We start from the raw sequence: 26,516 nt of genomic DNA, 5'->3' as shown, positions 1-26,516 counted from the left end.
TGGCGGTGACGGTCAGGTTTGTCGAAGGGCTGTGATGAACGCCCTGAATGGACGATCGGCGAAGGTCAATCCCGGTCCTGGTCGCTTGGTGTCCCTGATGCTGGTCGTGTTCCGTCCCACGGCCAGTTCGACGCAGTTGTTCCCCGCGCCGGAGTGCGTGCTCTTGCGCCATGTCTTGTCGTTGTTCATGTGTCCTTCAGTGCCGTTGCCAGTTTTCTGATCAACGAAGCCGACTCCTTGGGCGACAGGGCGACCTCGCTCACCATTTCCTCGAAGTGCAGCAGGTACTTCTGCACGTCGGCGCGATTGTCCACCCACTTCCCGCCGCCCGCGTACTCCAGGTACACGGCCGAAGGATCACTGTCCTCGAAGCGAAGAGCGGTCGCGCCACCACCGGACATGGTCCCGTGAGCCCCCGCCCCGAACGGAACCACCTGGATGGTGATGTTGTCCTGCTTTCCCTTCTCCAGCAAATGCGACAATTGCTCGCGCATGACGAGGGGACCGCCCACGACCCGGTGCAGGGCCGCTTCGTCGATCACCGCGTGCAGGCGTAACCCGGGCAGTCGGCGCTGCCGGTTGGCCAGTGCGGCGGCCACCTGTTCCACCGAAACGGACGAGTCCATGAACCGCCGGCCGGCGAGCCGGATCGACGCCGCGTAGGCGGAGGTCTGGAGCAGGCCCGGAATGACGATCATCTCGATGGTGCGCACCTCGGTCGCGTCCGCTTCCTGACGGGCGTAGGTCCGCGCTTCAGGCGTGTACGCCGCCGCGTAGACCAGACGGGTGCCGTCCTGCTTGGCGTCCTCCCACAACGCTTCCGCTTCACGCCGTTCGGCGTCGGTCGCGCCGTAGAGGCCCAGCAGCGCCCCCAGTTCGGTCCAACTGGGACTGATGTACCCGTTCTCCATCCGCGACAGCGTGGACTGCGTCTTCCGCGTCAGCGCGTGGTAGTCGATCTCGGTCTTGCCCGCGCGTTTGCGCAAAGCGTTGAGGAACTGACCAAGCTTGCGCTTGCGTCGGGTTTGGACGGCTGCCATGCGGATCTCTCCTCGCTGGAAAAGAACTGCGAACACCCTAGTGCGGTCCCGCGTCCTGCCCAGTTTCACTCGATCGAACGTCCAAAAGGTGCATATACGCCCCTATGACATGGTCCTGTCGACCGCCCTCCGGTGGTGCCGTCGGCGGTACCGGACACGCTGTGCGACGTGCCCGGCGAACTGGACGAGTCGTGATCGGCCCCGACTAAAGTCTGGCCACATGTACATCTCGCAGGTCCGCCTACGGAACGTCAAGGGGTTCCACGGTGCCCGCGAAGTGGATCTGAAGCTCGCCGCGCCCGGCTGGACGGTGATCGCGGGCCGCAACGGGTCCGGCAAGACGTCCCTGCTGCGGGCGATCGCGCTGGCCGTGAGCGGCCCCGCGGTGGCCCGCAACCTGGTGCCCGACTTCGAGAACTGGGTCACCGCCGGGCAGCGCGAAGGCGTCGTCCAGGTGCAGTTCACCCATGACCGACGGGTGGAGAGGTTCGGCAAGGGCCGTCCTCCGGAGGGCAGGTTGTGGGCCGGTTTGAGCTGGACCATGCCGGACGAGGAGAGCCGCCCGACGCACCGGGGTCTCCAGCCGTCGTTGCGGGAGAAGCTCGAAGGCAGCAAGACCGCCGCCGCGCGCGGCCCGTGGCAGGACAACCCGACCGGGTGGTTCTGCGCGGCGTACGGGCCCTTCCGGCGGCTCGTCGGCGGCGCGGGCGACGCGCAGCGGCTGATGCTGAGCCCCGGCCCGGTGTCGCGGCTGGCGAGCCTCTTCCACGAGGACGCGTCACTGGCCGAGGGCGTCGGCTGGCTGATCGAGCAGCACCTGAGGTCGCTGGAGCGCAGGCCCGGCGCGGAGGACCTGAAGACGGTGGCGCTGGGCGTGCTGTCGGACGGCCTGCTGCCCGACGACTACCGGATCGAGGGCGTCGACTCCGACGGCCTGTGGGTGGTCAGCGGCGGGCACCGGTTCCCGCTGCGGGAGATGAGCGACGGCTACCGGACCGTCGCCGCGCTCGTGGTGGACCTGATCAAGCAGATCCAGGAGTCCTACGGCACGCTGGAGCACAAGCCCACCGCGAACGGCATGGCGTTGACCGCGCCCGGCGTGGTGATCATCGACGAGGTGGACGCGCACCTGCACGTGTCGTGGCAGAAGCGGATCGGCGGCTGGCTCAAGGAGCACTTCCCGAACATCCAGTTCATCGTCACCACGCACAGCCCGTACCTGTGCCAGGCCGCCGACCCGGGCGGGCTGATCCGGCTGCCCGGCCCGGACCAGCAGGAACCACCGCGCGTGGTGGACAAGGGGCTGTACGAGCGGATCGTCTACGGCAGCGGTGACGACGCGGTGCTGTCCGAGCTGTTCGGCCTGGACACGCCGTACTCGGAGCGGGCACAGCGGCTGCGCGCCGAGCTGGTGGAGCTGGAGGTCGCGGTGATCGGCGGCACGGCGGACGAACGCCAGGTGCGCCGGTACGAGCTGCTGCGCGCACGGCTGACGAGTTCGCCGGTGGCGCGCACGCGCGAGGTGACGGCGCGGATGGAGCGCGACGGCACGTGATCCGACTTGTCCGGCCGGTGCTGCCCACCGCGCTCGCGGACCGGTTACCCGGGCTGACCGCGGAGATCGAGGAGTCCGCGCAGCGAACGCGCACCGCGCGGGCGTTGTGGAAACGCGCTGTGGTGCGGCGGAACGTGCACGCGCCGTTGAGGCGGCTACTGGAGGGCATGGCGCCGGGCTTCCAGCGGTGCATGTACTGCGGCGACAGCCAGGGCACGGACATCGACCACTTCGAACCGCTGTCGCTCAACCCGCTGCGCACGTTCGACTGGCTCAACCACCTGCTGGCGTGCTCGACGTGCAACAGCAACCTGAAGCGGGACCGGTACCCGGTGGACGCGGACGGCACGCCGCTGCTGGTCGACCCGACCACCGAGGACCCGTTCGACCACCTCCTGCTCACGCTGTCACTGGGCGTGTACGTGGCGCGCACGGCGAAGGGCGCCGCCACCATCGACGTGTGCGGGCTCAACCGGCCGGTGCTCACGCAGGGCCGGGTGCACGCACGGCGGGTGGTCCTGATGTGCCTGAACCGGTGGACGGACGCGCAGGCGCGGGACGCGCGGGACGAGATGCGCGAGGCCGTGCTCACCATGCAGGGGCAGCCGTTCGCCGACGTGTGCCAGGCGATGCTGCGGCTGGCCCTCTCGCCCGGCGCGGACCGGGTGTTCAAGGACACGCCGTGGGCGTTGGACGTGCTGCGGAACGGGGATCTGCGGGGGGAACTTCTCGCCTGACGGCGAAAACGACCTGAAATTGTCGGACCCCAGGTCCATCATGACCCGCATGGCAGACGCAATCGTGGCCGAAGGACTGGTAAAGCGCTACGGGTCGGTGGTCGCACTCGACGGCCTCGACCTGGTGGTGCCGGAGGGCACCGTCATGGGTCTGCTCGGGCCGAACGGCGCGGGCAAGACCACGACGGTCCGGGTGCTCACCACCCTGCTGGAGCACGACGAGGGCAAGGCGACCGTCGCCGGGCTGGACGTCGTCGCCGACGCGAAGGAGCTGCGCCGCCGGATCGGCCTGTCCGGGCAGTACGCGGCCGTGGACGAGAACCTGACCGGCTTCGAGAACCTCGACATGGTGGGCCGGCTCTACCACCTGGGCAAGAAGCTCAGCCGGGAGCGTGCGCGCGAGCTGCTGGCGCGGTTCGACCTGGTGGAAGCGGCCGACCGGCCGGTCAAGGGCTACTCGGGCGGCATGCGCCGGCGGCTCGACCTGGCGGGAGCGCTGGTGGCCAAGCCGTCGGTGCTGTTCCTGGACGAGCCGACCACCGGGCTCGACCCGCGCAGCCGGCTGGGCATGTGGGACGTGATCTCGGAGCTGGTGGCCGGCGGCACCACGCTGCTGCTCACCACGCAGTACCTGGAGGAGGCCGACCGGCTGGCGGACAAGATCGCGGTGATCGACCACGGCAGGGTCATCGCCCTGGGCACCGCGAACGAGTTGAAGGACCAGGTCGGCGGTGAGCGGCTGGAGCTGACCGTCAGCTCCGCGCAGGACGCGGCGATGGCGAAGGCCACGCTGGCGCCGTTGGCGATCGGGGAGATCGCGGTGGACGACCGCGGCCACCGGCTGACCGTGCCGGTGTCGGGCGGCGCGGACGTGCTGGTCGACGGGATCAGGCGGCTGGACGCCGAGTCGATCAAGGTGTTGGACATCGGGCTGCGCAGGCCGACTCTGGACGACGTGTTCCTCACGTTGACCGGCCACGCAGCCGAGGAAAAGCAGGGGGAAAAGGGAGAATGAGCGCGTTCGCACAGGCGTTGGGTGACGGCGCGGTCGTCGCCAAGCGCAACCTGATCAAGATCAAGCGGGTCCCGGACCTGATCGTGTTCTCGACGTTGTCGCCGATCATGTTCGTGCTGTTGTTCGCTTACGTGTTCGGCGGGTCGATCGCCATCCCCGGCATGGACTACCGCGAGTTCCTGATGGCGGGCATCTTCGCGCAGACCGTGGTGTTCGGCGCGACCATCACCGGCGCCGGGCTGGCCGACGACATCCAGAAGGGCGTGATCGACCGGTTCCGGTCGCTGCCGATGGCGCGGTCGGCCGTGCTGATCGGGCGGACCACGAGCGACCTGGCGAACAACGTCATCGTCATCGTGGTCATGTCGATCACCGGTCTGATCGTCGGCTGGCGGATCCACTCGTCGCCGCTGGAGGCGCTGGCCGGGTTCGCCCTGCTGCTGCTGTTCGCCTACGCGGTGTCGTGGGGCATGGCGATCGTCGGGTTGATGGTGCGCAGCCCCGAGGTGTTCAACAACGCCTCGTTCATCGCGATCTTCCCGTTGACGTTCATCGCCAACACTTTCGTGCAGGAGAGCAGCCTTCCCGGGCCGCTGAAGACGTTCGCCGAGTGGAACCCGGTGTCGGCGGTGACGGCCGCGGCGCGGCAGCTGTTCGGCAACACCCACCCGGAGGCGCCGGTGGCGGACGTGTGGTCGCTCCAGCACCCCGTGTTGATGACCCTGATCTGGGTGGCGGTGTTCCTGCTGGTCTTCGTGCCGCTGGCGATCCGGCAGTACCGCAAGGCCGTCGCGCGCTGACCCCATCCCTGGTTCTCCATGTCAAGAGGCGAACAGGTTTCGAACCAGTCGCGGGTCGGGTAGCCGGTTGGATGAGCGATCACCGGAAGGGAGCACGGTCGTGACCGACCAGGAACGCTTCGACCGACTGCTTTCCGTGTGACACGTGGAGACTCCCCGTTGTGCGTCTGGCGACCCAGGTGCACAACGGGTGTTCACGTCTCCAGCCGAACAGACCGCGCTCAGCCGGGTTCGCGCTCAGCCGGGTTCGCGCTCAGCCGGGTTCGCGCTCAGCCGGGCAGTTCGCGGATCTCCATCTCCAGGACGTCGATCTCGTCGCTGATCGCCTCGTCCAGCATCCGGTCGAGCAGGTCGGAGCAGTCCGCGGAGCCGACACCGAACTGCGGCACCTGCTCCCACCACACCGCCGGGTTGTTCCAGAACGAGCCGGAGCCCTGGTCGACGCCGTCGAGGCAGCGCAGCCTCGAATCGTCTTCCGGCAGGCGGCGCACGTAGTCGATGAACCGGGCCAGCGCGGCAGGCCTGCTCACCGGCACCGCGCCGTACCCGCGCAGACAGTCCTCGAGTTCCGCCAGGAACTCCTCTTTGAACGTCACGGCGCCACCCCCGCTTCCCCCGCGTCATCGCGGGTGAGGAGGACTCACGTCCCAATACACCACGGTACCGCTGCCGGGGTACACCGAAATTACTGCCAACGGGCGGTTCAAGGAAAAGATTTGGTGACGGTCCGACGGACGGGACGATCACACCTCCGTCCGAAGTGGACTGATCGTCACTCCGAACGGAGGCGGGCGACGAAGCTGAACCGGTCACCCCGGTACAGCGAACGGACGCGCTCGATCGGCTCACCGCCGTCGTCGTGGGACACCCGGTGCACCAGCAGCATCGGCAACGCCGGGTTCGTGCCGATCAGCAACGCCTCGCGCGGCGTGGCCAGCACGGTCTCCACCCGTTCCTCGGCCTCGCTGAACACCACGCCGAGCCGGTCGCGCAGGCACGCGTACAGCGACGTGGTCGGGTCGAAGACCTCCAGCAGCGTCGGGAACCTCGCCGCCGGCAGGTAGGTGGACTCCAACCCGACCCGCTCGTCGTCGGCCAGCAGCACCCGCTCCAGGTGGACGACCGGCTCACCCCGGTCGACCCGCAGGTCCCGCGACAGCACCTCGTCCGCGGGCAGGTGCTCGACCGTGATCACGCTGCGCGTCGGGACCACGCCCTGCCGCCGCATGCCCTCGGCGTAGCTGAGCAGCGACAGCGGCTGCACGAGCTTGGGCGGCGCGACGTACGTGCCGCTCCCCTGGCGACGCTGGAGCTTGCCTTCCAGCACCAGTTCGCCGACGGCCTGCCGCAGCGTCACCCGGGACACCGAGAACCGCTCGGCGAGCTCACGCTCCGGCGGGAGCGCGGCGCCCTCGCCCAGCGCGTCGATCAGCCACAGCAGTTCCGTCTTCACCGCGTAGTAGCGGGGGACGCGACCGTGTTCGGGGATACCGGCGCGGACCGGCCCGTCCGCGCGGTACTGGGGAACGTATTGCGAGGCATGCACATTCCGAGCCTACGGGCGCGGCTCAGGACGTGATTTCAGGCGGGTCCGGGATGGCGTAACCGGATGCGCCCACATTGGCCTCAAGCGACCTGCGCCATTCGCCCGTATCGATCATCTTCCGAACGGCGGCGGTGACCTTCGCCTTGCTGGTGGGGTCGCCCTGGCGCATCCCGATGCCGTACTCCTCCTTGCTGAACGGCTTGTTGACGACCCGCAGCAGCTCGGGGTTCTGCGCGGCGTAGCCGGCGAGGATCACGTCGTCGGTCGTCATCGCGTCCACCTGCTCGGCGAGCAGCGCGGTGACGCAGTCGCTGAAGTTGGGATATTCCACGAGTTCCACAGATTGCGCGAACTTCTCCTTCACATACTGCGCAGAGGTGGTGTTTTTCACAGAACACAGTTTCAGACCACTCGCGTCGAGCGAGTCCGGGCCGGTGATCCGCTCGTCGGTCAGCCTGACCAGCAGGTCCTGACCAGCCACGAAGTACGGGCCGACGAAGTCGATGACCTCCTTGCGCTTGTCAGTGATCGAATAGCTGGACACGACGAGGTCCGCGCCGCCCTCGGTGAGCAGCTTCTCGCGTTCCGAAGGGGTCGCCTCCGTGAATTTGATACCGGATTCATCGACACCCAGTTCCTTCGCCACATAGCGCGCCACGTCGACGTCGAAGCCGCGGTACGTGCCGTCGAGACGGCGCACACCGAGACCGGGCTGGTCGTATGCCACGGCGATGGTCAACTCGTTGGAGCTGTCCGCCTTGCCGGCGACGGTGGTGCCGTCACCGGTGGCACACGAAGTGAGGACAAGCGAGGCGGAACACGCCACAACAAGGGCGCGCAGCGATGCCAGAGCCATTCTTCCCCTTTTCGGGAGTTCCTCGGGATGCCCGGAACTTAAGCGGGCCCGGGGATTGGCGTCCATAGCCACGGGGAAGATAGGGGACACCGGATCGGTCAAGGGTGACGGTTGTGCATCAAGAACATGACCGCGCTAACGGGCGCCGCCGGGTGAACGCAGCCGCCTGGGACCGGTGTCATGCCGGGAAGGCGGCGGACCGAGGGTCACCCGCGCGCTGCTGACGTACGCGCCGGCGGCGCTGGCCAGCACGGGCTCCAGCGTGAGCTGCCGGACCTCGGGCAGGTCCTCGGCCAGCGCGGCGAGCCGCAACACCAACTCCTGCAACGCTCCCAGGTCGGCCGGTTCGTCACCCCGGTACCCCGCCAGCAACGGCGCCGCCTTGGGCGCGCGGACCAACGCCGCCGCGTCCGCGTCGGTCAGCGGCACGGCGCGGTACGCCCGGTCCCCCAGCAGATCGCTGACCAGCCCCGACAGCCCGAACGACACCAGCGTGCCGAACGACGGGTCGTCCTGGAGGCCCAGCACGCAGGAGATCCCCTTGGGCGCCATGCGCTGCACGTACACGTCGGGCCGGTCGGACATCTCCGCGAGCATCGCGTACGCCGTGCGCACGGCCTCCTCGCCGGACAGGTCGAGCCGCACGCCGACCAGGTCCGTGCGGTGCCGCAGCCGGTCGTCGGTGGACTTCATCGCCACCGGGTAGCCCAGCTCCCCCGCCGCGCGCACGGCCTCGTCGGCCGACGTGACCACACGGAACGGCACGAGTTCCACGCCGTAGCAGCCGAGCAGTCGCACGGCGGTGTCGTCGTCGACCAGCCGTTCACCGGTGTCGTCCAGCTTCAGGGAGTCGACGATCACGTGCGCGGCGTCCCGGTCGATGCCGTCGGGCCGCACGAACGTGCCCTGCGGCGCGGACCTCCACCGCGCGTAACGGGTCACCCGCGCCAACGCGAGCACGGCGCGTTCCGGGCTCGGGTACGACGGCACGGAACCCCGTCCAGGCGCACCACCGGGACCGGGCACCGCCAACTCGGCCGGAACACCTTCCACGGCGAGGAACGTCGACGCGATCGGCTTGTTCCGCCCGCCCTGCTCCACCACCTCGCGCAACGCGCGGGCGAACGACGTGCCCGGCACCGCCAGCGGCGGCACGAACACGACCACCAGCGCGTCCGCGTCGGGGTTGTCCAACGCTTCCTTGACCGCCGCCGCGAACGCTTCCGGCCCGGCCTGCGCGCCCACGTCCACCGGGTCGCCCGCCAGCTCCAAGCCCTGCGCCAACGCGGTGTCGGCGGCCAGCAGCCCGATCGCGGTCGAGTTGCCGACCACTGCGACGCGCGGCCCGGCGGGCAACGGCTGGTGCGCCAGCAGCAGGGCGGTGTCGAACAGCTGCGCCAGCGACTCCACCCGGATCACGCCGGCCTGCTCGAACAACGCCTGCACGCTCGACTCGTCCACCGGCACGGAGGTGGCCGCCAACGCGGGCGTGACCGCGTGCCTACCGGACTTCACCGCCACGATCGGCTTGGTGCGGCCGAGCCGGCGGGCGAGCCGGGCGAACTTGCGCGGGTTGCCGAACGACTCCAGGTACAGCAGCACCACGTCGGTGGCCGGGTCGGTCTCCCAGTACTGGAGCAGGTCGTTGCCGGACACGTCGGAGCGGTTGCCGGCGGAGACGAACGTGGACAGGCCGAGACCGCGTTCGGCGGCGGTGGCCAGGATCGCGGTGCCCAGCGCGCCGGACTGGCAGAAGAAGCCGGTGCGGCCCCGGGCCGGGAGATTCGGCGCGAGGGTGGCGTTCAGTCGCACGCCCGCGTCGGTGTTCAGCACGCCCAGCGCGTTCGGGCCGACCACCCGCATGCCGTGCGCACGGGCCTCGGCGGCGAGCCTGCGTTCCGCGCTCAACCCGCCCGGCCCGGTCTCGCCGAACCCGGACGTGACCACGACCAGCGCTTTCACGCCCTTCGCCAGGCAGGCGTCCATGACCTCGTCCACGCTCGCGGCGGGCACCGCGACCACGGCGAGGTCCACGTCGTCCGGGATCTCCAGCACGGATGGGTAGGCGCGCACCCCGCGCACGGACCGGTGCTCGGCGTTCACCGGGTACACCGGACCCGCGAAGTCGCCGGTGAGCAGGTTCGTCAGCACCGCGTTGCCGATCTTGGTCCGGTCGGTGGACGCGCCGATGACCGCGATCGACTTCGGGTGCAGCAGGTTGTGCACGCTGCGCGCCTCGGCACGCTGCTCACGGGCGCGGGCCACTTCGACCGACTCCTCGGTGGGGTCGATGTCGAACTCCAGGTGCACCACGCCCTCCTCGAACGCGCGGCTCACCCCGTAGCCGGCGTCCCGGAAGACCCGCACCATCTGGCCGTTCTCGGCGAGCACCTCGGCGGTGAACCGGCCCAGCCCGCGTTCCCGGGCGGCGGCGGCGAGGTGCTCAAGCAGGATCGAGCCGAGGCCGCGGCCCTGGTGGGCGTCCTCGACCACGAACGCGACCTCGGCACTGCCGGTGTGGTTGAGGCGGTCGTAGCGGCCGACCGCCACGATGTCGTCGCCGAGCAGCGCGACGAACGCGACCCGGTCGGCGTGGTCGACGGTGCTGAACCGCTCGAGGTCCCGCTTGGGCATCCGCGGGTAGGGGCCGAAGTAGCGGTAGTAGCGGGTCCGCTCGGACAGCCGGCCGTGGAACGCGAGCAGCTTCTCGCCGTCGTCGGGCGTGATGGGACGCAGGTGGACCGTGCCGCCGTCGCTGAGCACGACGTCGGCTTCCCAGTGTCTGGGGTAGTCGAACGGGTCCACGATCAGTCCCTCGGATCTTCCGGGTCGAGGCCGTGCAGCGGGTACAGCGCGCGCCGGGTCTCCAGGATCGCCAGGTCGACCGGGGTGTCCACCTGACCGCCCCACGGCAGGAACTCCGTGTCGGCGCTGTCGGTCATGGACGACGGCAGCGGCCAGTTCGGCGCGATGGTGGACGCGTGGGCGACCCAGTCCGCGGGCAGCGGGGTGTTCGGGTCCACGTCCCGGTCCAGGACGGTGGCGAGCAGGTGCGTCCAACTCCTCGGCACGACGCGGAGCAGCTCGTACCCGCCGCCGCCGAGCGCCAGCCAGCGGCCGTTCGCGGTCTCCTCGGCGAGTTCGCGCAGGCGGTAGTAGATGGCGCGGTGGCCGTCCACGGTGAGCGCGAGGTCGGCCAGCGGGTCCTCGCGGTGCGTGTCGACGCCGCACTGCGTGACCAGGACCTGCGGCCGGAAAACCTTCAGCAGGGCGGGGACGGTGGCGTCGAACGCGCGCAGCCAGGCCTGGTCGCCGGTGCCGGGCGGCAGTGCCAGGTTGACGCTGGCGCCCTCCGCGCCCTTCCCGCCCAGCTCGGCCGCCCGCCCGGTTCCCGGCCACAGGCTCAGCGGGCTCTGGTGCACGGACACCGTGAGCACGCGCGGGTCGTCGTAGAAGGCGGTCTGGACGCCGTCGCCGTGGTGCACGTCGACGTCGATGTAGGCGATCCGGTCGAAGCCGTTGTCGAGGAGCCAGGAGATCGCGACCGCGCAGTCGTTGTAGACGCAGAAGCCGGCGGCGTGGTCGGGCATGGCGTGGTGCAGCCCGCCCGCGATGTTCACCGCGCGGTCCGCCTCACCCGAGGCGATCTTGCGTGCGGCGGCCAGCGAACCGCCCACGACCAGCGCGGACGCCTCGTGCATGCGGGCGAACACCGGGTTGTCCGCGGTGCCGAGGCCGTGGCCGACGTCCCAGCCCGCCATCGGCGCGGCCTGCACGGCGCTGAGGTACGACGGCTCGTGGACGCGTTCGATCTCGGCGTCCGTCGCCGGCTCCGGCGTGACCAGGTCCACGCCGTCCAGCACGCCCAGCGCGGTGGCCAGCCGGATCGTGAGGTCCAGCCGGACGGGGTTGAGCGGGTGGTCCGATCCCAGGTCGTAGCCGAGGAAGGACTCGTCCCAGACGACAGCGGCTGCCTTGCCCATGCCCGAAACCTAACCCACCCGGCAGCCGACCATCCGGTCGCGCCTTAGTCTCTGCCGAGACGAGGCGGGCCAGGATCGCGGCCATCGAAGATGGAACCCCGCACGTCGGAACGGGGTCACAGAGGTATGCGCCTGCGACGAGTCTCCGCCCTCACCACTGCTGCCCTGTCCCTGGGGCTGGTGTTCGGCCTGACGGCGTGCGCCACCCAGGTCGACGGCAAGCCGGTCGCCGCGGCGGGGGCGTCGGCCGCGGAGACCACCTCCGGCAAGCCGTCCTCGACCAAGTCGTCCGCCACGGCGAGCCGTGTGTCCAAGCCGCCCACGAGCGCCGTGACGACGAGCGGCGCGGCCAAGCCGTCCGGTGACATCAAGATCACCACGAAGAAGAAGACCGACGGCTACGACGTGTGCGAAATCCTCACGCCCGAGGAGGTGGCCGCGGCCGTCGGTTCGACGAAGGTCGACGAGAAGGGCTGCTTGCAGAGCACCGAGGAACCGTTCTCGGTCGTGCTGTTCATGCTCGCGCCGGCCGAGCAGGAGGGCGAACCGCGGGTGATCGAGGTCGGCGGCAACACCGCTTACGAGGTCAAGCAGGAAGGCGAGTGCACGATCCTCGTCATGCTGACCGACGACCCCGATGAGTTCACCCCGGCGTTCATGGTCAGCGTCACGCCGCTCGGCGACTTCGACGCGTGTGAAGCCTCCCTCAAGCTGGCCACCACGGCGTTCGGCAAGATCCCGAACGCCTGATCTAATGGCCGCTGCTCCGCAGACGGCGGCTCGGTCGCCTGGGAAGTCGACCGCTCGCGCCCCGCGAACGATCGACGCGACCTCGCGGGCTCATGGGCCCGTGGCTGCTGGGCGGGACGGGTCTGAGGACCACTGGGACCAAGAGCCCGCGTAGAGCGGCGCAGGGGCGTCCGGGGTGGTGATTCCGGCTAGTTCCAGTGCCATGACCACCGAGGATGCCGTGACGCCGGAGCCGCAGTAGGCCGCTACCGGGCGGTCCGGTGAGACGCCGATGGCCTGGAAGCGTTCCGCGAGAGCCTGCCCGGCGAGCCAGCGGCCGTTGGCGGTGTGGCCCGAGGTGGGGGCGTTCAGCGCCCCCGGGATGTGACCGGCGCGGGGGTCCACCGGCTCGGTCTCGCCGCGGTAGCGCTCGGGGGCGCGGGCGTCCAGCAGCGTGCCGTCGTCGGTGAACGCGGCGGCCTCGTCGGCGTTCAGCACGGGCATGCCGCCGGGGCGGACGACGATGTCACCGAGGGTGGGCGCGGGCGTGTCTGCGTCGACCGGACGGCCCTCGGCGGCCCAGGCGGCGAAGCCACCGTCCAGGACTGCCACTTCCGGGTGACCGGCCCAGCGCAACAGCCACCAGACACGGGCCGCGACCGAGCCGTCACCGGCGTCGTACGCCACGACCGGGTGACCCTCGCGGACGCCGGCGGCCCTCAGCACGGCCTGGAGCGCGGCCGGGTCCGGCAGGGGGTGACGGCCGCCGGCGCCGGGCGGCGAGGACAAGTCGGTGTCCAGGTCCAGGTAGGCCGCGCCGGGAACGTGGCCGACCTCGTAGTCTTGACGTCCCGACGGTCCACCCAGTCGCCATCGGACGTCGAGCACGGCGGGGGGTTCGGCGCCGTCCAGTGCGGCGGCCAGGGCTTCGGTGCTGATCAGTGGATGCACGGCACCATCCTGCACCCGTGACCGGCCGACTAGCATTGACGGCATACGAAGGGGAGCGGGCGTGAACGAGCTCATCGACACTACCGAGATGTACCTCCGCACGATCTACGAGCTCGAAGAAGAGGGCGTAGTGCCTCTGCGCGCGCGGATCGCGGAGCGGTTGGCGCAGAGCGGTCCGACGGTCAGCCAGACCGTGGGCCGGATGGAGCGCGACGGTCTCGTCATCGTGGCGGACGACCGCCACCTGGAGCTGACCGAGCAGGGTCGCGGGCTGGCCATCGCGGTCATGCGCAAGCACCGGCTCGCCGAGCGCCTCCTGGTCGACATCATCGGCCTGGAGTGGGAGCACGTGCACAGCGAGGCGTGCCGCTGGGAGCACGTGATGAGCGAGGCCGTCGAGCGCAAGCTGGTCAAGCTCCTCGGCAACCCCACCACCTCTCCCTACGGCAACCCGATCCCCGGTCTGGACAAGCTGGGCGACGGCGAGCCCGCGCCGCCCGCGGAGGCGGACCTGGTGCGGGTGGACGAGGTGGCCCGGCGTGGCGGCGGTCGCGTCGAGGTGCGGCGGATCGCCGAGCACGTGCAGCTCGACCCGGACCTGATGGCCGAGTTGAAGGCCGCCGGCGTGGTGCCGGGCGGCTTGATCGAGGTCGACTCGCTCGGTGGGGCGAAGGTCGTCCAGGTGCGCGGCAACGGCACGGTGGCCGAACTGGACCCGGCGGTGGCGCACGCCGTCATGGTGCAGGCGCGGTGAGTCCGGCGCGGCGTGCGGTCGCCGCGTTCACCCGGCTGCACGGCGCCGAGCCCGTTGGCGTGTGGTCGGCGCCCGGTCGGGTGAACTTGATCGGGGAGCACACGGACTACAACGACGGGTTCGTGCTCCCTTTCGCACTGCCGCACCGGACGGCGGTGGCCGCGTCGCCGCGGGCCGACGGCCGGTTGCACGTGGCCACGGTCGGTGACGGCGGCACGGTGCAGCAAGCGTCGCCGATCGCGGTGGCCGACCTCGAACCCGGCGCGGTCGGCGGCTGGGCCGCCTACCCGGCCGGTGTGGCGTGGGCGCTGCGCGCGCAGGGCGTGACCGGCGGCGCGAACCTGGTGATCGCCGGTGACGTGCCGACGGGCGCGGGCCTGTCCTCGTCGCACGCGCTGGAGTGCGCGGTGGCGCTGGCGCTGCTCGGGCTCGCCGACCGTCCCGCCGACGACCTGCCGCGGATCGCGCGCTGGGTGCAGCGGGCGGAGAACGAGTTCGTCGGCGCGCCCACCGGTCTGCTGGACCAGACGGCGTCGCTGTGCTGCACCGAGGCGCACGTCCTGTTCCTGGACGTCCGTTCGTTCGAGGCCGAGCAGGTGCCGTTCGACGCGGCCGAGCACGGCCTGGAAGTGCTGGTGATCGACACCCGGGCCAGTCACTCGCACACCGACGGCGGCTACGGCGCGCGGCGTGCGGGTTGCGAGAAGGCCGCCTCGATCCTGGGTGTGCCCGCGCTGCGGGACGTGGACGTGGACGGGTTGGACGCCGCGTCGGCCCGGCTGCCAGAGGGCCTGCGCCCGCTGGTGCGGCACGTGGTGACGGAGAACGAGCGGGTGCTGGCGTCGGTGGGATTGCTGCGCGCGGGCCGGATTGCCGAGTTGGGGCCGCTGCTGGACGCGTCGCACGCCTCGCTGCGTGACGACTACAAGGTGTCGGCGCCGGAGCTGGACGTCGCGGTGGACGCGGCGAACGCGGCGGGTGCGCTGGGCGCCCGGATGACCGGTGGCGGCTTCGGCGGGTCGGCGATCGCGCTGGTACCCGTGCAGCGGCACGACGACGTGGTGCGGCGGGTGCACGCGGCGTTCGCGGAGCGCGGCTGGACCGCGCCCAGGACTTTCACTGCGGTGCCCTCGGCGGGCGCCGGGCGCGACAGATGATCCAGTAGAAGGTGGGATTGCGGTGAAGTTGCTCGTCACGGGCGGTGCCGGGTACGTGGGCAGCGTGTGCGCGGCCAGGCTGGTGGAGTCCGGGCACGAGGTGGTCGTGCTGGACGACCTGTCCACCGGGCACGCCGACGCGGTGCCCGACGGCGCGCGGTTGGTCGAGGCGGGCATCGACGAGGCGATCGGCGAGGTGCTCGCCGAAGGTTTCGACGGCGTGCTGCACTTCGCGGCCAAGTCGCTGGTCGGCGAGTCCATGGTCGATCCCGCGAAGTACTGGCAGGGCAACGTGGTGACGTCGCTGCGGCTGCTGGACGCGATGCGCGAGCACGGCACGTCCCGGCTGGTGTTCTCCTCCACCGCCGCGACCTACGGCGAGCCGGAGCAGGTGCCTATCGCGGAGACCGCGCCGACCCGGCCCACCAACACCTATGGCGCGACGAAGCTCGCGATCGACCACGCGATCAGCTCCTACGCCGCCGCGCACGGCCTGGCCGCCGTGTCGCTGCGCTACTTCAACGTGGCCGGCGCGTACGGGCGGTTCGGCGAGCGGCACGGCGTGGAGACGCACCTGATCCCGATCGTGTTGCAGGTCGCGATGGGCAAGCGTGAACGCGTGCAGGTGTACGGCGACGACTGGCCCACCGACGACGGCACGTGCGTCCGCGACTACATCCACGTCGTGGACCTGGCCGACGCGCACCTGCGGGCGTTGGCGCACGCCTCGGCGGGTGAGCACCGGATCTACAACCTGGGCAACGGGATGGGCTTTTCCGTCAAGCAGGTCATCGACGCGTGCCGCGAGGTGACCGGGCACCCGATCCCGGCGGACGTGGCGCCGCGCCGGGCGGGTGACCCGGCGGTGCTGGTCGCCTCCAGCGAGCGGGCGCGCACGGAGTTGGGGTGGAAGCCGGAGCGGGTGGACATGGCCGGCATCGTGCGTGACGCGTGGGACTTCACCCGGGCACAACAGGGGGCGTGATGACAGGCGAGAGCACCGAGGCCGGGTTCGGGGACCTGGACTCGTACAACGAGATGCCGCGGGTGTCGTCGCCGGCGCTGTCGCCGGACGGCACGCGGATGGTCGCCGTGGTGGCGACCCTGGCGCCGGACGGCAAGACGTGGCAGGGCGCGCTGTGGGAGATCGACCCCGCCGGCGAACGGCCCGCGCGGCGGTTGACCCGTGGTGGGAAGGGCGAATCGGCGCCCGCGTTCACGCCGGACGGCGCGCTGCTGTTCGTCTCGGCGCGGCCGGACCAGGAGGCCAAGCCGGCGGACGGCAAGGCCGCCAAGGACAAGGCCGCGCTGTGGCTGCTGCCTCCCGTGGGTGAGGCGCGCGAGCTGTACCGGCCCGCCGGTGGCGTGTCGGAGTTCGCGGTGGCGCGGGACGCGGGCACGGTGCTGCTCGCGGCGGGCGCGCACCCTCACGCGGAGTTCGGCGAGCAGGACGAACAGCACCGCAAGGCCCGTGAGGACGCCGGGGTGACCGCGATCCTGCACGAGTCGTACCCGGTGCGGTACTGGGACTCGGACCTCGGCCCGAGCTTCCCCCGGCTGCTGGCCACCACGTCGCCGGTGGACGTGGACAGCGCGCGGATCGACCAGGCCGAGGGTCTGGTGGACCTGACGCCGAACGCCGCCGCGCGGTTGGACGACTCCCCCGCCATCAGCCCGGACGGGCGGTGGGTGGCGCATGCGGAGCGCGTCGCGGTGAGCGCGTCGTACGGCTCGCGAATCCGGCTGCGGCTGACGTCGACCGACGGCGCCACGGATCGCGTCCTGGCCGATCGTGAGGGGTATTCGTTCCTCCAGCCGGTGTTCCTGCCGGACTCGTCCGGGGTGATCGCGGTGCGGGCGTTCGACTCGACGCCGGACAGCCCGTGGACGAACACGTTGGTGCGCGTCGACCTGGAGTCCGGCGCGGTCGAGGAGCTGGCGGCGGACTTCCCCGAGGAGCCGGACAGCCCGGTGGTGAGCCCGACCGGTGACGCGGTGTACTTCACCAGCAGCCACCGGGGGCACCAGCCGATCTGGAAGCTCGACCTGGCGTCCGGCGCGGTGGTGAAGCTGACCGCGTCCGGCGCGTACACCAACGTCATGGTCAGCCCCGACGGTGCGTCGGTGTACGCGTTGCGCAACGCGTGGGACCACCCGCCGCAGCCCGTGCGGCTGTCCGCGTCCGGGGTGGACCAGGACGCCGTGCCGCTGCCCGCGCCCGGTGGGGTCGAGGCGCTGCCCGGCACGTTGACCGAGATCGACACGGTGGTCGAGGACGACCGGACCGTTCGCGCGTGGCTGGTGCTGCCGGCCGGCGCGTCGACCGACCGGCCCGCGCCGCTGTTGCTGTGGGTGCACGGCGGTCCGGTGATGAGCTGGAGCGGGTGGAGTTGGCGCTGGAACCCGTGGCTGATGGCCGCGCGGGGCTACGCGGTGCTGCTTCCGGACCCGGCGCTGTCCACCGGCTACGGCCACGACTTCGTCCGCGCGGGGTGGGCTTCGTGGGGTGTGAAGCCGTACACGGACTTGATGGCGATCACCGACGTGGCCGTGCGGCGGGACGACATCGACGACTCGCGCACGGCCGCCATGGGTGGGTCGTTCGGCGGGTACATGGCGAACTGGATCGCCACTCAGACCGACCGGTTCAAGGCGATCGTGACGCACGCGTCGCTGTGGCACCTGGACGCGTTCACCGGGACCACGGACGACTCGTACTACTGGATCCGCGAGATGGGCGACCCCCTTCGGCAGCAGGAGCAGGTGCGGGCCAACTCGCCCCACCTGCGGGTGGCGGACATCAAGACGCCGATGCTGGTGATCCACGGGGACAAGGACTACCGGGTCCCGATCGGCGAGGGCCAACGGCTCTACTTCGACCTCGTGCGGCACGGGGTGCCGGCGAAGTTCCTGTACTTCCCGAGCGAGAACCACTGGATCCTCACGCCCGGGAACGCGAAGGTCTGGTACGAAACGATCTTCGCTTTCCTGGCCGAGCACGTGCTCGGTGAGCCCTGGCGCCGACCGGAACTGCTCTAGTCGCACTCGGGACGCCGGTCGCCCGGATGGCGCGCAGGTGAAGATCAAGCGAACTTGATCACTGGATCTTTGCGCGCACAAACCGGACGTTCGTAACGTGGCGGTGCGGGTCACCCGACCCGCACCGATCACGTGCAGGAGTGTCGTGTTCCGCTTTCGTAGAACGGTTTTCGCTGCCCTGGCGGTCGTCGGGCTGACCGTGGCCATGGCACCGCAGGCCGGCGCGGCGACCTACTACAACCTCGTGAACTACAAGAGCAACAAGTGCATGTCCGTCGAGGGCGGCGGCAGCACCACGAACGGCGCCAACATCATCCAGTGGCGCTGCAACGACGGCGGCGAACAGCTCTGGTACTGGTCCGGCGGCCAGCTGAAGAACGGCAAGAGCGGCAAGTGCCTGTCGGTCTCCGGCGGCGGCAGCACCGCCAATGGCGCCGAGTTGATCCAGTGGACCTGCAACGGCGGGGCCGAGCAGTCCTGGTACACGTCGAACGGCTACCTGGTCAACGCCAAGAGCGGCAAGGTCGCCTCGGTGTCCGACGGTGGCAGCACCGTCAACGGCGCCAAGGTGGTCCAGTGGTCGGCCAACGGCGGCGCCGAGCAGGGCTGGTACTTCGACGCCCGGATCATCGACGCCTGATCTCCTGTCCCACAACCACGAACCCGGGGGTTTCACCATGCTTCTTTCCGTTGCCCGAAGGGTCGGCGTCGTCCTCGCCGCGGTTGCCGGCGCAGCCATCGTCGCCGCCTCTCCGGCGTCGGCCGCTCAACAGTGCGCGAACTTGAGCGGGCCAGAGGGCGGCACGCTGCCGTTGTGCAAGTCCTGGGTCTGGGACGGCAACGACTACGACGGCAGGTGGTGGACGAACGGCCCGTCCTCCCTGCCTTCGCGCACGTACCTCCAGCGCTCGGAGGATGGTTCGGTGACGAACTCGTCCTACTCCGGCAGCTACCAGGACGTCACCAAGATCGCGTTCCGCCTCTGCGACAGCTCGTCCGGCCGCTGCACCGGCTGGTGGTGACCGGAGCCGCTGTACGCCGGCACCGCCTTGGCGCCAGCGCCGCCGTCTTGGACCCGAACCCACCCTGAGCCCAAACCGCTGAGCCGGCGCCGGGCCGGCGCTGGACCGACACCGCGCTGAACCGACGCCAGCCCAGCCGGGGTTGGCCCCGCCAGCACCGCGCTGATACCGACGCTCGCCCAACCACGGTTGACCCGCCGCAGTTGACCCCGCCGGTGCCGGCCCCAGCCGGGGGTTGCCCCCGCCAGCGCTGCGCTCAGCCGGAGTTGGGCCCGCTGGGGTTGGCCCACCAGCTGGGGTTTGCCCAGCCTGCGCAGGCCCAGCCGCAGTTGACCCCGGCCGACACCGCCGCTCAGCCAGCGCAGGCCCAGCCGGGTTGGTACAGCTGGCGCCGCGCTGAACCGGCGTTGCCCAGCTGCGGTTGGCCCCGCCAGCGTCGCGCTGAACCGGGGTTGCCCAGCTGCGGTTGGCCCAGCCGCAGGCGTGCGGGCCGGGGTGCGTTGGGCCGGGTTGCGCTCGGCCGGGTGCGCTGGACCGCAGGCGTGCCGGGCCGCAGCTGCGCTCGGCCGCAGTTGGGTCGGGCCGGGTCGGGCCGCAGCTGCGCTCGGCCTGGGTTGGGTTGGGCCGCGGCGTGCTGGGCGGGGTTGCGGTGGGCCGGGTTGGCTCAGTTGCGGTGTTGCGGTTGGGTTGGGGGAATCGCGGTCGGCCCGAACTGGCCCGGCTCGGTCCGCTCTAGCAGCTGGCCGGTGGGGTGCTCCAATCCGTCTCCGCCGCCCGCTCGGCGAGTCGCCGCAGGTGGTCCGGGGACAAGCCCGTCTCCAGAGCTGCCCGGAGCAGTTCGGTCAGGCGGTGGCCGGGGTGGGCCTGTTCCGCCCGGTCCAGGGCTAGGGATGCCAGAGTGCCTAGCCCATTGACGTAGGCCGAGAACGCGAGCAGTGAAGCCGGTTCCGCACGCTCCGGAGCGGGACAGGCTCGGGTCAGTTCGGTCCACAGGGCCTCGGCGCTCCGGGCGTGCTGACCCACGCAGTAGCCAAGCGCCGAATCACGGACCCACGGGTCCGACAACGCGTGCGCCAGATCCGCCACCTCCGAATCGGTCAACGGACGCTTCCGCCCAGCCGCACGGACCACCTCCGCGTGGATCAGGTCACGATGCCGAGGCGGCACGGTGCCGTCCGGCGGGAGGGGCTCGGCGTCGGCGGCCAAGCGGTTCAGCAGGGTGGCTCGGCGGGACAACACCTCCGCCGGGTCCGGGGCCAGCAACTCCCCCATCGCGGCACGGTTGGCGTAGGTGACGTGGCCGTCTGCGGCCGACTTGGCGGCGAACGCCGTGCTCGTCGGATCAGGCACCGTGCCCGACGTGCCCGCGTCGTGGTAGTCGAACCACGCCTCCCCCTTGGCCGTCGCACGGGTCCAAGCCGCCAGCAGCAGCGGCACGCGCGCCGCGTGCAGGGCGTCGTCCATCACGTCGACCAACGAGTCGTGCGGCAGGTCTTCCGGTGGATCACCCGAACCACCACCGATCACGACCACCACCGCCTTGGCCGAACCGCACCGCGACAACGGCCCGGCCAGCTGCTCGGCCACCCGGTGGGCAGCGTCGGGCGGGGGCAGGTCGATCCGCAGGGTCATCGCGATGTCGTGGTCCCGCACCACCAGCACGACCATCGAATCGGCCGGGTGGAAGCCGAGGAGGTGGGGCACCGCGGCGATCAGGTCGCCCGGGTCCGTGAGCCTGGTCGGGGGAAGCAGCTTCGTCATGGGACCGACTGTGTCGGAAGCCGATCGCGCGGCCCACCACGAAAGCCAGGTCTGTGGACAACTGCGAAAGGGCCGCTCCCGGCGAACCGGAAGCGGCCCAGTCACCTGCGGAAACTCAGCAGTTCGGGGCCACTTGGCCGTCCGAACCTGTGTATACGAACGCGTCGGAGATGTAACCCGACCCGATGTGGTCCCACAAACTGGTCGTGCCGTACTTGCCGGTGATCGTCTCACCGCGGGTCTGGCACCTGATCGTCACCGTCGCGCCGTTGGCGACCGAACCCACGGCCGCGTACCCGGTTCCCGGACCCGAGCGGATGGTCACCGAAGCGCCGCTGTCGGTGCCGACCGTGCCGGTCACGCCGCTGCACGCGTTCCGGCTGGTGTAGCTGCGGGTGCCCCAGTAGAAGATCGTGCTGCCGTTGAACACGATCCGCTGCGCCACACCGTTGAGCCGCTGCTCGAAGTGCAGGTGCGGCCCGGTGGAACCACCGGTCGTGCCGACGTCGCCGATGCGCTGCCCGCGCGACACGGTCTGCCCGACCGACACCCGCTGCACGGACAGGTGCGCGTACCGCGTGGTCCAACCCGAACCGTGGCCGATCTCGACCCACCGGCCGTAGCTGGTGGAGCCCTCGTTCGCCACCCGCGTCACGGTCCCGCCGGCCGAAGCGACCACGGGATCGCCGTCGTCGTTCGCGCGGTTGAAGTCGACCGAGTTGGCGGGGCTGTGGTTGGTGCGGGTCTGGCCTTCCCACACCTGGCCGCACGGGAACGGCAGCTGGAACGCCGGCGCCGCGGAAGCCTCGCCCTGCACGAGGACGAGCCCGACCAGCGGCGCGACCAGAGCGGTCACGAACGCGCGCGTGATCCGCTTCATCAGCAGTTCCGGCTGGTGTAGTTGCGGGTGCCCCAGTAGAAGATCGTGCTGCCGTTGAACACGACCCGCTGCGCGACACCGTTGAGCCGCTCTTCGAAGTGCAGGTGCGGGCCGGTCGAGCCGCCGGTCGAGCCGACATCGCCGATGCGCTGCCCACGCGACACGTTCTGCCCCACCGACACGCGCTGCACCGACAGGTGCGCGTACCGCGTGGTCCAGCCGCTGCCGTGGCCGATCTCGATCCAGCGGCCGTAGCTGGTGCTGCCCTCGTTCGCCACCCGCGTCACGGTGCCGCCCGCCGCCGCTTCCACGGCGTCGCCGAGGTCGTTGGCCCGGTTGAAGTCCACCGCGTTGGCCGGGCTGTGACTGGTCCGGGTCTGCCCCTCCCAGACCTGCCCGCACGGGAACGGCATCTGGAACGCGGGCGCCGCGGCGGCCTCGCCCTGCACGAGGACGAGGCCGACCAGCGGCGCGGCGAGGGCCGCGACTAACGCACGCCTTATCCGGCTCATGTGCTGCCACCTTCCTTCACGACTGTGGCGCCGATCCGACCACAACCGCAGGGCAAGTGGAAGACTATCCAGATAGATCCTTCGTGAATTACTTTCTAACCAACCGACCGGCGCAACGCGTCGCTGCCACCGACCACCGGGAGTGCCACCACCGTCGACGTGAGGTCGATCGACAGGCCGGTGCCCGGCATCGGACGCAGCGTGTAGTCGTGGTCAGAAGAGATCACCACGAACTCCACGCTGTGACCAGTCGGGACCACGTAGTCGGTCGGCTCCAGCTCCACCTCGACCCGGTACTGCTTGCCCGGCTCGATCGGCTTCGTCCGCGACGGCGACACCCGGTTCTGCGGGTCCGTCCACCCCCGCGTGATCACGTGCGAAGTGCCGTCCGGCGCCCGGTCCACCAGCAACGCGGTCACGTTGGCCGCCGGCCGGTCGAACGAGACCGCCAGGTCGACCCGCGCGACACCGGAGAACCGGACCGGCGACGTCGCCGGCTTCGTCGCGTAAGACAGGCGGTTGCCCGAGGCGGGCAGGTCGATCAGGTCCTCGGCGAGCTTGGACGAGTCGTCGCGCAACGACTCCACCACCGCGCTGCCGGGCACCGACTGGAACCGCAGCGAGCCCTTGGCCGAACCACCGGCCCACGGGTGCACGCGCGCGGTGGACGTGCCGGGAGCGGGCCAGTCGGCCTCGTCCACCCACGTGGTCTTGTCCTCACGCTGGATCGTCGCCTTCGGCTCGCGCTCGATGCCGTTGTCGACCCCGTACAGGTAGTAGCTGAACCACCGGTTGATCGTGCGCCGCCACTCGACCGGCCGCAGCGTGTCGGGGTCCGTGTGCGCGGCCTGGTGCAGCCAGATCTTGTGCTCGACGCCGTGCTTGCGCAGCGCCTCGTACCACTGCGCGACGTGCTTGACCTTGACGTTCCAGTCGCTCAGCCCGTGCACGGCGAGCACCGCGGCCCGCACCTTGGCGGCGTCCTTGACGTAGTTCCGCTCGTCCCAGAACGCGCTGTAGTCGCCGGTCACCCGGTCCTGCCGGGCCGCGATGTCCGCGATCACCGGCTTGCAGATCTCCCGGTCCGCTTGCGTGTAGACGTACTCCGCCAGCACGTCCAGGTCCTCGCCCTGGTACCCGCCGGGCGCCACCACCGCGCCGTCGGCCCGGTAGTAGTCGTACCAGCTGGAGATGGCCGCGATGGGCACGATGGCTTCGAGGCCCTCGACCCCGGTCGCCGCGACGGCGTTCGGCAGGGTGCCGTTGTACGACACGCCCATCATGCCGACCTTGCCGGTGGTCCAGTCCGCCTCGACGGCGGCGCCGGCCGCGTCACGCGCGGTCGTGCGGCCGTTGAGCCAGTCCACCACGGACTTCGAGCCGATGGTCTCGTTGTGCCCGCCCGACGTGGGGCAGCCGGACGACTTGCCGGTGCCCAGCGACTCGGCGTACACCATGGCGAAGCCGCGGGCGAGGAAGTAGTCCTCGTACCGCCCGGACCGGATCGGCGCCGGTTCCGGACCAGGGTTGGGCCCGACCGCCGCCGCGATCCGCTCGTCCGCCTCGGCCTTCAGCACCGACCCGTCGCGCTTGTCGTACCCGCCGCGGCGGTTCGGCACGTACAGCTCCACGTCGACGTCGTGGTTGGCCACGTCGTTGCCGCCGGAGAAGTAAGGGCTGTTGAAGAACACCACCGGCACCTTGAGCCCGCGGTCGGTGGCCGTCTGGCGCACCACCTCGGTGTAGACCTCGTCGTCCTGACCGTCGTGGTCGCTGTCGACCGGCGCGCGCACCCAGACGCTCTCGCGCACCACGTCCTTCGGGTCGAAGACGGGTTGCGCCTCGCCGCCGACGAACACCGGACCATCCGCCCCGGCGCCGGCCACCGCGGGGATCGACCCCAGCGGCAGCGTCACCAGAGCGGCGAGCACCGCGGCTCTCCGTACACCCTTCACGCCGAACCCCTATCATGTGTAGGACAGGTTTCGGGCAGACCCTTCCCCCCGGCACAACCCCTGTCAAGGGCGCTTCACGTCCACTGTGGACGGTGAAGAAGACCCGACGATCGGCCCTTGACGGCGTCGGCCGTTCAGCCCACCGGCCACTGCTACGCCGAGCCCGGCCAACGCCATCGCCGCGCCGACCCAGTTGGGCGCGGTGTAGCCGAACCCGGCGTCGATCGCCACGCCGCCCAGCCACGCGCCCGCCGCGTTGCCCAGGTTGAACGCCGCGATGTTCGCCGCCGACGCCAACGCGGGCGCACCGGCCGCCTGCTCCAGCACCCGCGCCTGCAACGGCGCCACGGTCGCGAACCCGAACACGCCGAACACCGCGATCGTGATCACCGCCGGAACGGCCGACTGCGCGGTGAACACGAACACCACCAGCACCACCGCGAGCGCGCCCAGGAACAGGTACAGGCTCGGCATCAGGCTCCGGTCCGCCGCACGCCCGCCGATCACGTTCCCCACGCACAGCCCGGCCCCGAACAGCACCAGCAGCCACGTCACCGCGCCCGGCGAGAACCCGGCGACCTCCGTCATCATCGGCGCGATGTAGGTGAACGACGCGAACACCGCGCCGAACCCGAGCGCCGTCGTGGCCAGCGCCAGCCACACCCCCGGCCGGCGGAACACCGCCAACTCGCCGCGCAACCCCGTCGATGCGGGCTGGACCGGCACCAGCGCGATGATCCCCACCAGCCCGGCCACGCCCAGCGCCGTCACCGCCCAGAACGTCGACCTCCAGCCGAACTCCTGCCCCAACGCCGTGCCCGCCGGAACGCCGAGCACGTTCGCCACGGTCAGCCCGGTGAACATCAGCGCGATCGCCCGCGCCCTCCGGTCCGGCGGGACCAGCCCGGCCGCCACCACCGACCCGACGCCGAAGAACGCGCCATGGCACAGCGCGGCGACGACCCGTCCCGCCATCAGCACCGCGTAGTCGTCGGCGACCGCGCACACGAGGTTACCCAGGATGAACAACGCCATCAGACCCACGAGCATCTGCTTGCGCGGCAACCGCGACCCGCCCGCCGTGATCAACGGCGCGCCGACCACGACGCTCAGCGCGTAGCCCGTCACGAGCAGACCGGCCGACGGGATCGACACCCCGAGATCCCCCGCCACCTGCGGCAACAGGCCGACGATCACGAACTCCGTGGTGCCGATGCCGAACGCGCCGATGGCCAGCGCGATCAACGCTGGAGGCATCACAGCGCACCCAGCCAGGTCCGCAGCTCGCCCAGCAGCACGCGGTACTCGTCCAGCACGCCGTCCATCAACACGAACGGGTGAATCGTGCCGTCGAACTCGCGCAGCCGGACCGGCACATCCGCCGCCGCCAACTTCGCCGCATACCGCTCGCCGTCGTCACGCACGGGGTCGTACTCGGAGATCGCCACGAACGTCGGCGGCAGGCCGTCCACCGACGCCCGCAGCGGCGCGGCGAACTCGGAGACCTGGCCGGAACCGAGGTAGTGGGACCAGAACCACCGCATCCCGTCCGTCGACAACCCGTAGCCCGCCGCATTGTCCACATAGGACCGAGTGGTGAAGTCGACGTCCAGCGCAGGCACCACCAACACCTGGAACGCCAAGTCGAGCGTTCCCCGGGCCTTCAACGCCACGGCCGCGGCGAGGTTGCCGCCCGCGCTGTCACCCATGACCCCGATCCGCGCGGGGTCGACGTCCCGGGACTCGGCGTGCTCGAACAGCCAGGCGGTGGCCGCGTACGAGTCGTCCAGCGGCACGGGGAACGGGTGCTCGGGCGCCTTCTGGTAGTTCACCGCGAACACCGCGTGCCCGGTCGCGTTGGCCAACGCCCGGAGCGCCACGTCGTAGATGTCGAGGTTGCACGTCACCCACCCGCTGCCGTGCAGGAACACGATCGCCGGGAACGGGCCGTCGCCCTCCGGGTAGTAGATCCGCGCGGGCAGGTCGGCGGTCGGTCCGGGCACGTAGAAGTGCTCGATCCGCGTGACCGGCTCCGGAGCGCTCTGGAATCCGATGAACCCCCACTGCGACCGACGTGCCTCGAAGACCGTCAGGTCCTCCAACGCAGGCGCGCCCGCGAGCTTCTCCAGCACCGCGCGTGCCTGTTCGTTCAATGACATGGACCGATCATCGGCTCACCAGGTCTGATAAGTCCAAGGCATATCCTTTCTCGAACCCATAAACT

At 70.6% G+C, this 26,516-nt stretch carries 25 protein-coding genes; 11 read left to right on the top strand and 14 right to left on the bottom strand.

Annotated elements, in window-relative coordinates; genetic code table 11:
- Positions 1–12 precede the first annotated feature (12 nt).
- Together F4560_RS41525 and F4560_RS41520 are read right to left on the bottom strand one after the other, a co-directional pair.
- Complete coding sequence (locus F4560_RS41525; protein WP_184928490.1) at positions 13–189, bottom strand: DUF397 domain-containing protein; 177 nt, start codon at positions 187–189, stop codon at positions 13–15.
- Positions 186–1,040 carry a helix-turn-helix domain-containing protein gene (locus F4560_RS41520; RefSeq protein WP_184928489.1) on the bottom strand — a complete coding sequence of 285 codons (855 nt, stop codon included), beginning with the start codon at positions 1,038–1,040 and terminating at the stop codon, positions 186–188. Before F4560_RS41520 ends, F4560_RS41525 begins: the two co-directional genes overlap by 4 nt.
- 220 nt (positions 1,041–1,260) lie before the next feature.
- Between F4560_RS41520 and F4560_RS41515 the strand changes: the two genes are divergently transcribed.
- From F4560_RS41515 to F4560_RS41500, 4 genes are read left to right on the top strand one after another with little or no spacing between them, the layout of a single operon-like run.
- The gene (locus F4560_RS41515; protein WP_184928488.1) at positions 1,261–2,595 is read left to right on the top strand and encodes an AAA family ATPase; all 1,335 of its coding nucleotides are present in this window, start codon (positions 1,261–1,263) and stop codon (positions 2,593–2,595) included.
- On the top strand, positions 2,592–3,332 hold the full coding sequence (locus F4560_RS41510; protein ID WP_184928487.1) for an HNH endonuclease: 741 nt from the start codon (positions 2,592–2,594) through the stop codon (positions 3,330–3,332). Before F4560_RS41515 ends, F4560_RS41510 begins: the two co-directional genes overlap by 4 nt.
- A 49-nt stretch (positions 3,333–3,381) precedes the next feature.
- The gene (locus F4560_RS41505) at positions 3,382–4,347 is read left to right on the top strand and encodes an ATP-binding cassette domain-containing protein (RefSeq protein WP_184928486.1); all 966 of its coding nucleotides are present in this window, start codon (positions 3,382–3,384) and stop codon (positions 4,345–4,347) included.
- Positions 4,344–5,147, top strand: coding sequence for an ABC transporter permease (locus tag F4560_RS41500; protein ID WP_184928485.1), 804 nt, complete (start codon positions 4,344–4,346; stop codon positions 5,145–5,147). The genes F4560_RS41505 and F4560_RS41500 overlap by 4 nt, the downstream gene beginning before the upstream one ends.
- Before the next feature lie 269 nt (positions 5,148–5,416).
- Here the strand turns inward: F4560_RS41500 and F4560_RS41495 are convergent, their stop codons facing one another.
- The 5 genes from F4560_RS41495 to F4560_RS41475 all read right to left on the bottom strand — a co-directional run bounded on the left by F4560_RS41495 (position 5,417) and on the right by F4560_RS41475 (position 11,532).
- Positions 5,417–5,743 carry a hypothetical protein gene (locus F4560_RS41495; protein WP_184928484.1) on the bottom strand — a complete coding sequence of 109 codons (327 nt, stop codon included), beginning with the start codon at positions 5,741–5,743 and terminating at the stop codon, positions 5,417–5,419.
- 176 nt (positions 5,744–5,919) lie between these two features.
- Entirely contained in the window at positions 5,920–6,693 is a 774-nt protein-coding gene (locus F4560_RS41490; protein WP_184928483.1) for a GntR family transcriptional regulator, read from the bottom strand.
- 22 nt (positions 6,694–6,715) lie between these two features.
- Positions 6,716–7,549, bottom strand: coding sequence for a glutamate ABC transporter substrate-binding protein (locus tag F4560_RS41485; RefSeq protein ID WP_184928482.1), 834 nt, complete (start codon positions 7,547–7,549; stop codon positions 6,716–6,718).
- A gap of 135 nt (positions 7,550–7,684) precedes the next feature.
- Positions 7,685–10,354 (bottom strand): bifunctional acetate--CoA ligase family protein/GNAT family N-acetyltransferase, encoded by a 2,670-nt coding sequence (locus F4560_RS41480; protein ID WP_184928481.1) that lies wholly within the window; start codon positions 10,352–10,354, stop codon positions 7,685–7,687.
- 2 nt (positions 10,355–10,356) lie between these two features.
- A complete protein-coding gene (locus F4560_RS41475; RefSeq protein ID WP_184928480.1) occupies positions 10,357–11,532 on the bottom strand; it encodes an acetoin utilization protein AcuC in 1,176 nt (391 codons plus the stop codon).
- A gap of 126 nt (positions 11,533–11,658) precedes the next feature.
- On the opposite strand from F4560_RS41475, the gene F4560_RS41470 reads away from it, so the two are divergent.
- Positions 11,659–12,282: a DUF3558 domain-containing protein gene (locus F4560_RS41470; protein WP_184928479.1), complete on the top strand. Its 624-nt coding sequence runs from the start codon at positions 11,659–11,661 to the stop codon at positions 12,280–12,282.
- A gap of 90 nt (positions 12,283–12,372) precedes the next feature.
- Here F4560_RS41470 and F4560_RS41465 read toward each other — a convergent pair whose 3' ends face one another.
- A complete protein-coding gene (locus tag F4560_RS41465) occupies positions 12,373–13,212 on the bottom strand; it encodes a sulfurtransferase (protein WP_184928478.1) in 840 nt (279 codons plus the stop codon).
- 61 nt (positions 13,213–13,273) lie between these two features.
- Here F4560_RS41465 and F4560_RS41460 point away from each other — a divergent pair, with 61 nt between their 5' ends.
- The 6 genes from F4560_RS41460 (at position 13,274) to F4560_RS41435 (ending at position 19,184) form a co-directional block, all read left to right on the top strand.
- On the top strand, positions 13,274–13,966 hold the full coding sequence (locus F4560_RS41460) for an iron-dependent transcriptional repressor DtxR (protein ID WP_184928477.1): 693 nt from the start codon (positions 13,274–13,276) through the stop codon (positions 13,964–13,966).
- Complete coding sequence (gene galK / locus F4560_RS41455) at positions 13,963–15,123, top strand: galactokinase (protein ID WP_184928476.1); 1,161 nt, start codon at positions 13,963–13,965, stop codon at positions 15,121–15,123. Before F4560_RS41460 ends, galK begins: the two co-directional genes overlap by 4 nt.
- Positions 15,124–15,145: 22 nt before the next feature.
- Positions 15,146–16,108 carry a UDP-glucose 4-epimerase GalE gene (gene galE, locus F4560_RS41450; RefSeq protein WP_184928475.1) on the top strand — a complete coding sequence of 321 codons (963 nt, stop codon included), beginning with the start codon at positions 15,146–15,148 and terminating at the stop codon, positions 16,106–16,108.
- Positions 16,108–18,162 (top strand): S9 family peptidase, encoded by a 2,055-nt coding sequence (locus F4560_RS41445; protein ID WP_184928474.1) that lies wholly within the window; start codon positions 16,108–16,110, stop codon positions 18,160–18,162. The genes galE and F4560_RS41445 overlap by 1 nt, the downstream gene beginning before the upstream one ends.
- A gap of 145 nt (positions 18,163–18,307) precedes the next feature.
- Positions 18,308–18,802 carry an RICIN domain-containing protein gene (locus F4560_RS41440; RefSeq protein ID WP_184928473.1) on the top strand — a complete coding sequence of 165 codons (495 nt, stop codon included), beginning with the start codon at positions 18,308–18,310 and terminating at the stop codon, positions 18,800–18,802.
- Between the two features lie 142 nt (positions 18,803–18,944).
- On the top strand, positions 18,945–19,184 hold the full coding sequence (locus tag F4560_RS41435) for a hypothetical protein (RefSeq protein WP_184928472.1): 240 nt from the start codon (positions 18,945–18,947) through the stop codon (positions 19,182–19,184).
- Between the two features lie 732 nt (positions 19,185–19,916).
- Here F4560_RS41435 and F4560_RS41430 read toward each other — a convergent pair.
- The 6 genes from F4560_RS41430 to F4560_RS41405 form a co-directional block, all read right to left on the bottom strand.
- The gene (locus F4560_RS41430) at positions 19,917–20,945 is read right to left on the bottom strand and encodes a DUF4192 domain-containing protein (protein WP_184928471.1); all 1,029 of its coding nucleotides are present in this window, start codon (positions 20,943–20,945) and stop codon (positions 19,917–19,919) included.
- 115 nt (positions 20,946–21,060) lie between these two features.
- Positions 21,061–21,825: a M23 family metallopeptidase gene (locus tag F4560_RS41425; RefSeq protein WP_184928470.1), complete on the bottom strand. Its 765-nt coding sequence runs from the start codon at positions 21,823–21,825 to the stop codon at positions 21,061–21,063.
- The gene (locus F4560_RS41420; protein WP_184928469.1) at positions 21,825–22,337 is read right to left on the bottom strand and encodes a M23 family metallopeptidase; all 513 of its coding nucleotides are present in this window, start codon (positions 22,335–22,337) and stop codon (positions 21,825–21,827) included. The genes F4560_RS41425 and F4560_RS41420 overlap by 1 nt, the downstream gene beginning before the upstream one ends.
- 95 nt (positions 22,338–22,432) lie before the next feature.
- Positions 22,433–24,292 carry a Xaa-Pro dipeptidyl-peptidase gene (locus F4560_RS41415; protein WP_184928468.1) on the bottom strand — a complete coding sequence of 620 codons (1,860 nt, stop codon included), beginning with the start codon at positions 24,290–24,292 and terminating at the stop codon, positions 22,433–22,435.
- 63 nt (positions 24,293–24,355) lie between these two features.
- A complete protein-coding gene (locus tag F4560_RS41410) occupies positions 24,356–25,549 on the bottom strand; it encodes an MFS transporter (protein WP_184928467.1) in 1,194 nt (397 codons plus the stop codon).
- Complete coding sequence (locus F4560_RS41405) at positions 25,549–26,451, bottom strand: alpha/beta hydrolase (protein WP_184928466.1); 903 nt, start codon at positions 26,449–26,451, stop codon at positions 25,549–25,551. The genes F4560_RS41410 and F4560_RS41405 overlap by 1 nt, the downstream gene beginning before the upstream one ends.
- Positions 26,452–26,516: the final 65 nt, after the last annotated feature.

Origin of the sequence: Saccharothrix ecbatanensis (genome assembly GCF_014205015.1) — a bacterium.
GTDB classification, from domain to species: Bacteria; Actinomycetota; Actinomycetes; order Mycobacteriales; family Pseudonocardiaceae; genus Actinosynnema; species Actinosynnema ecbatanense.
This window is presented reverse-complemented; position numbering and strand designations above follow the sequence as displayed.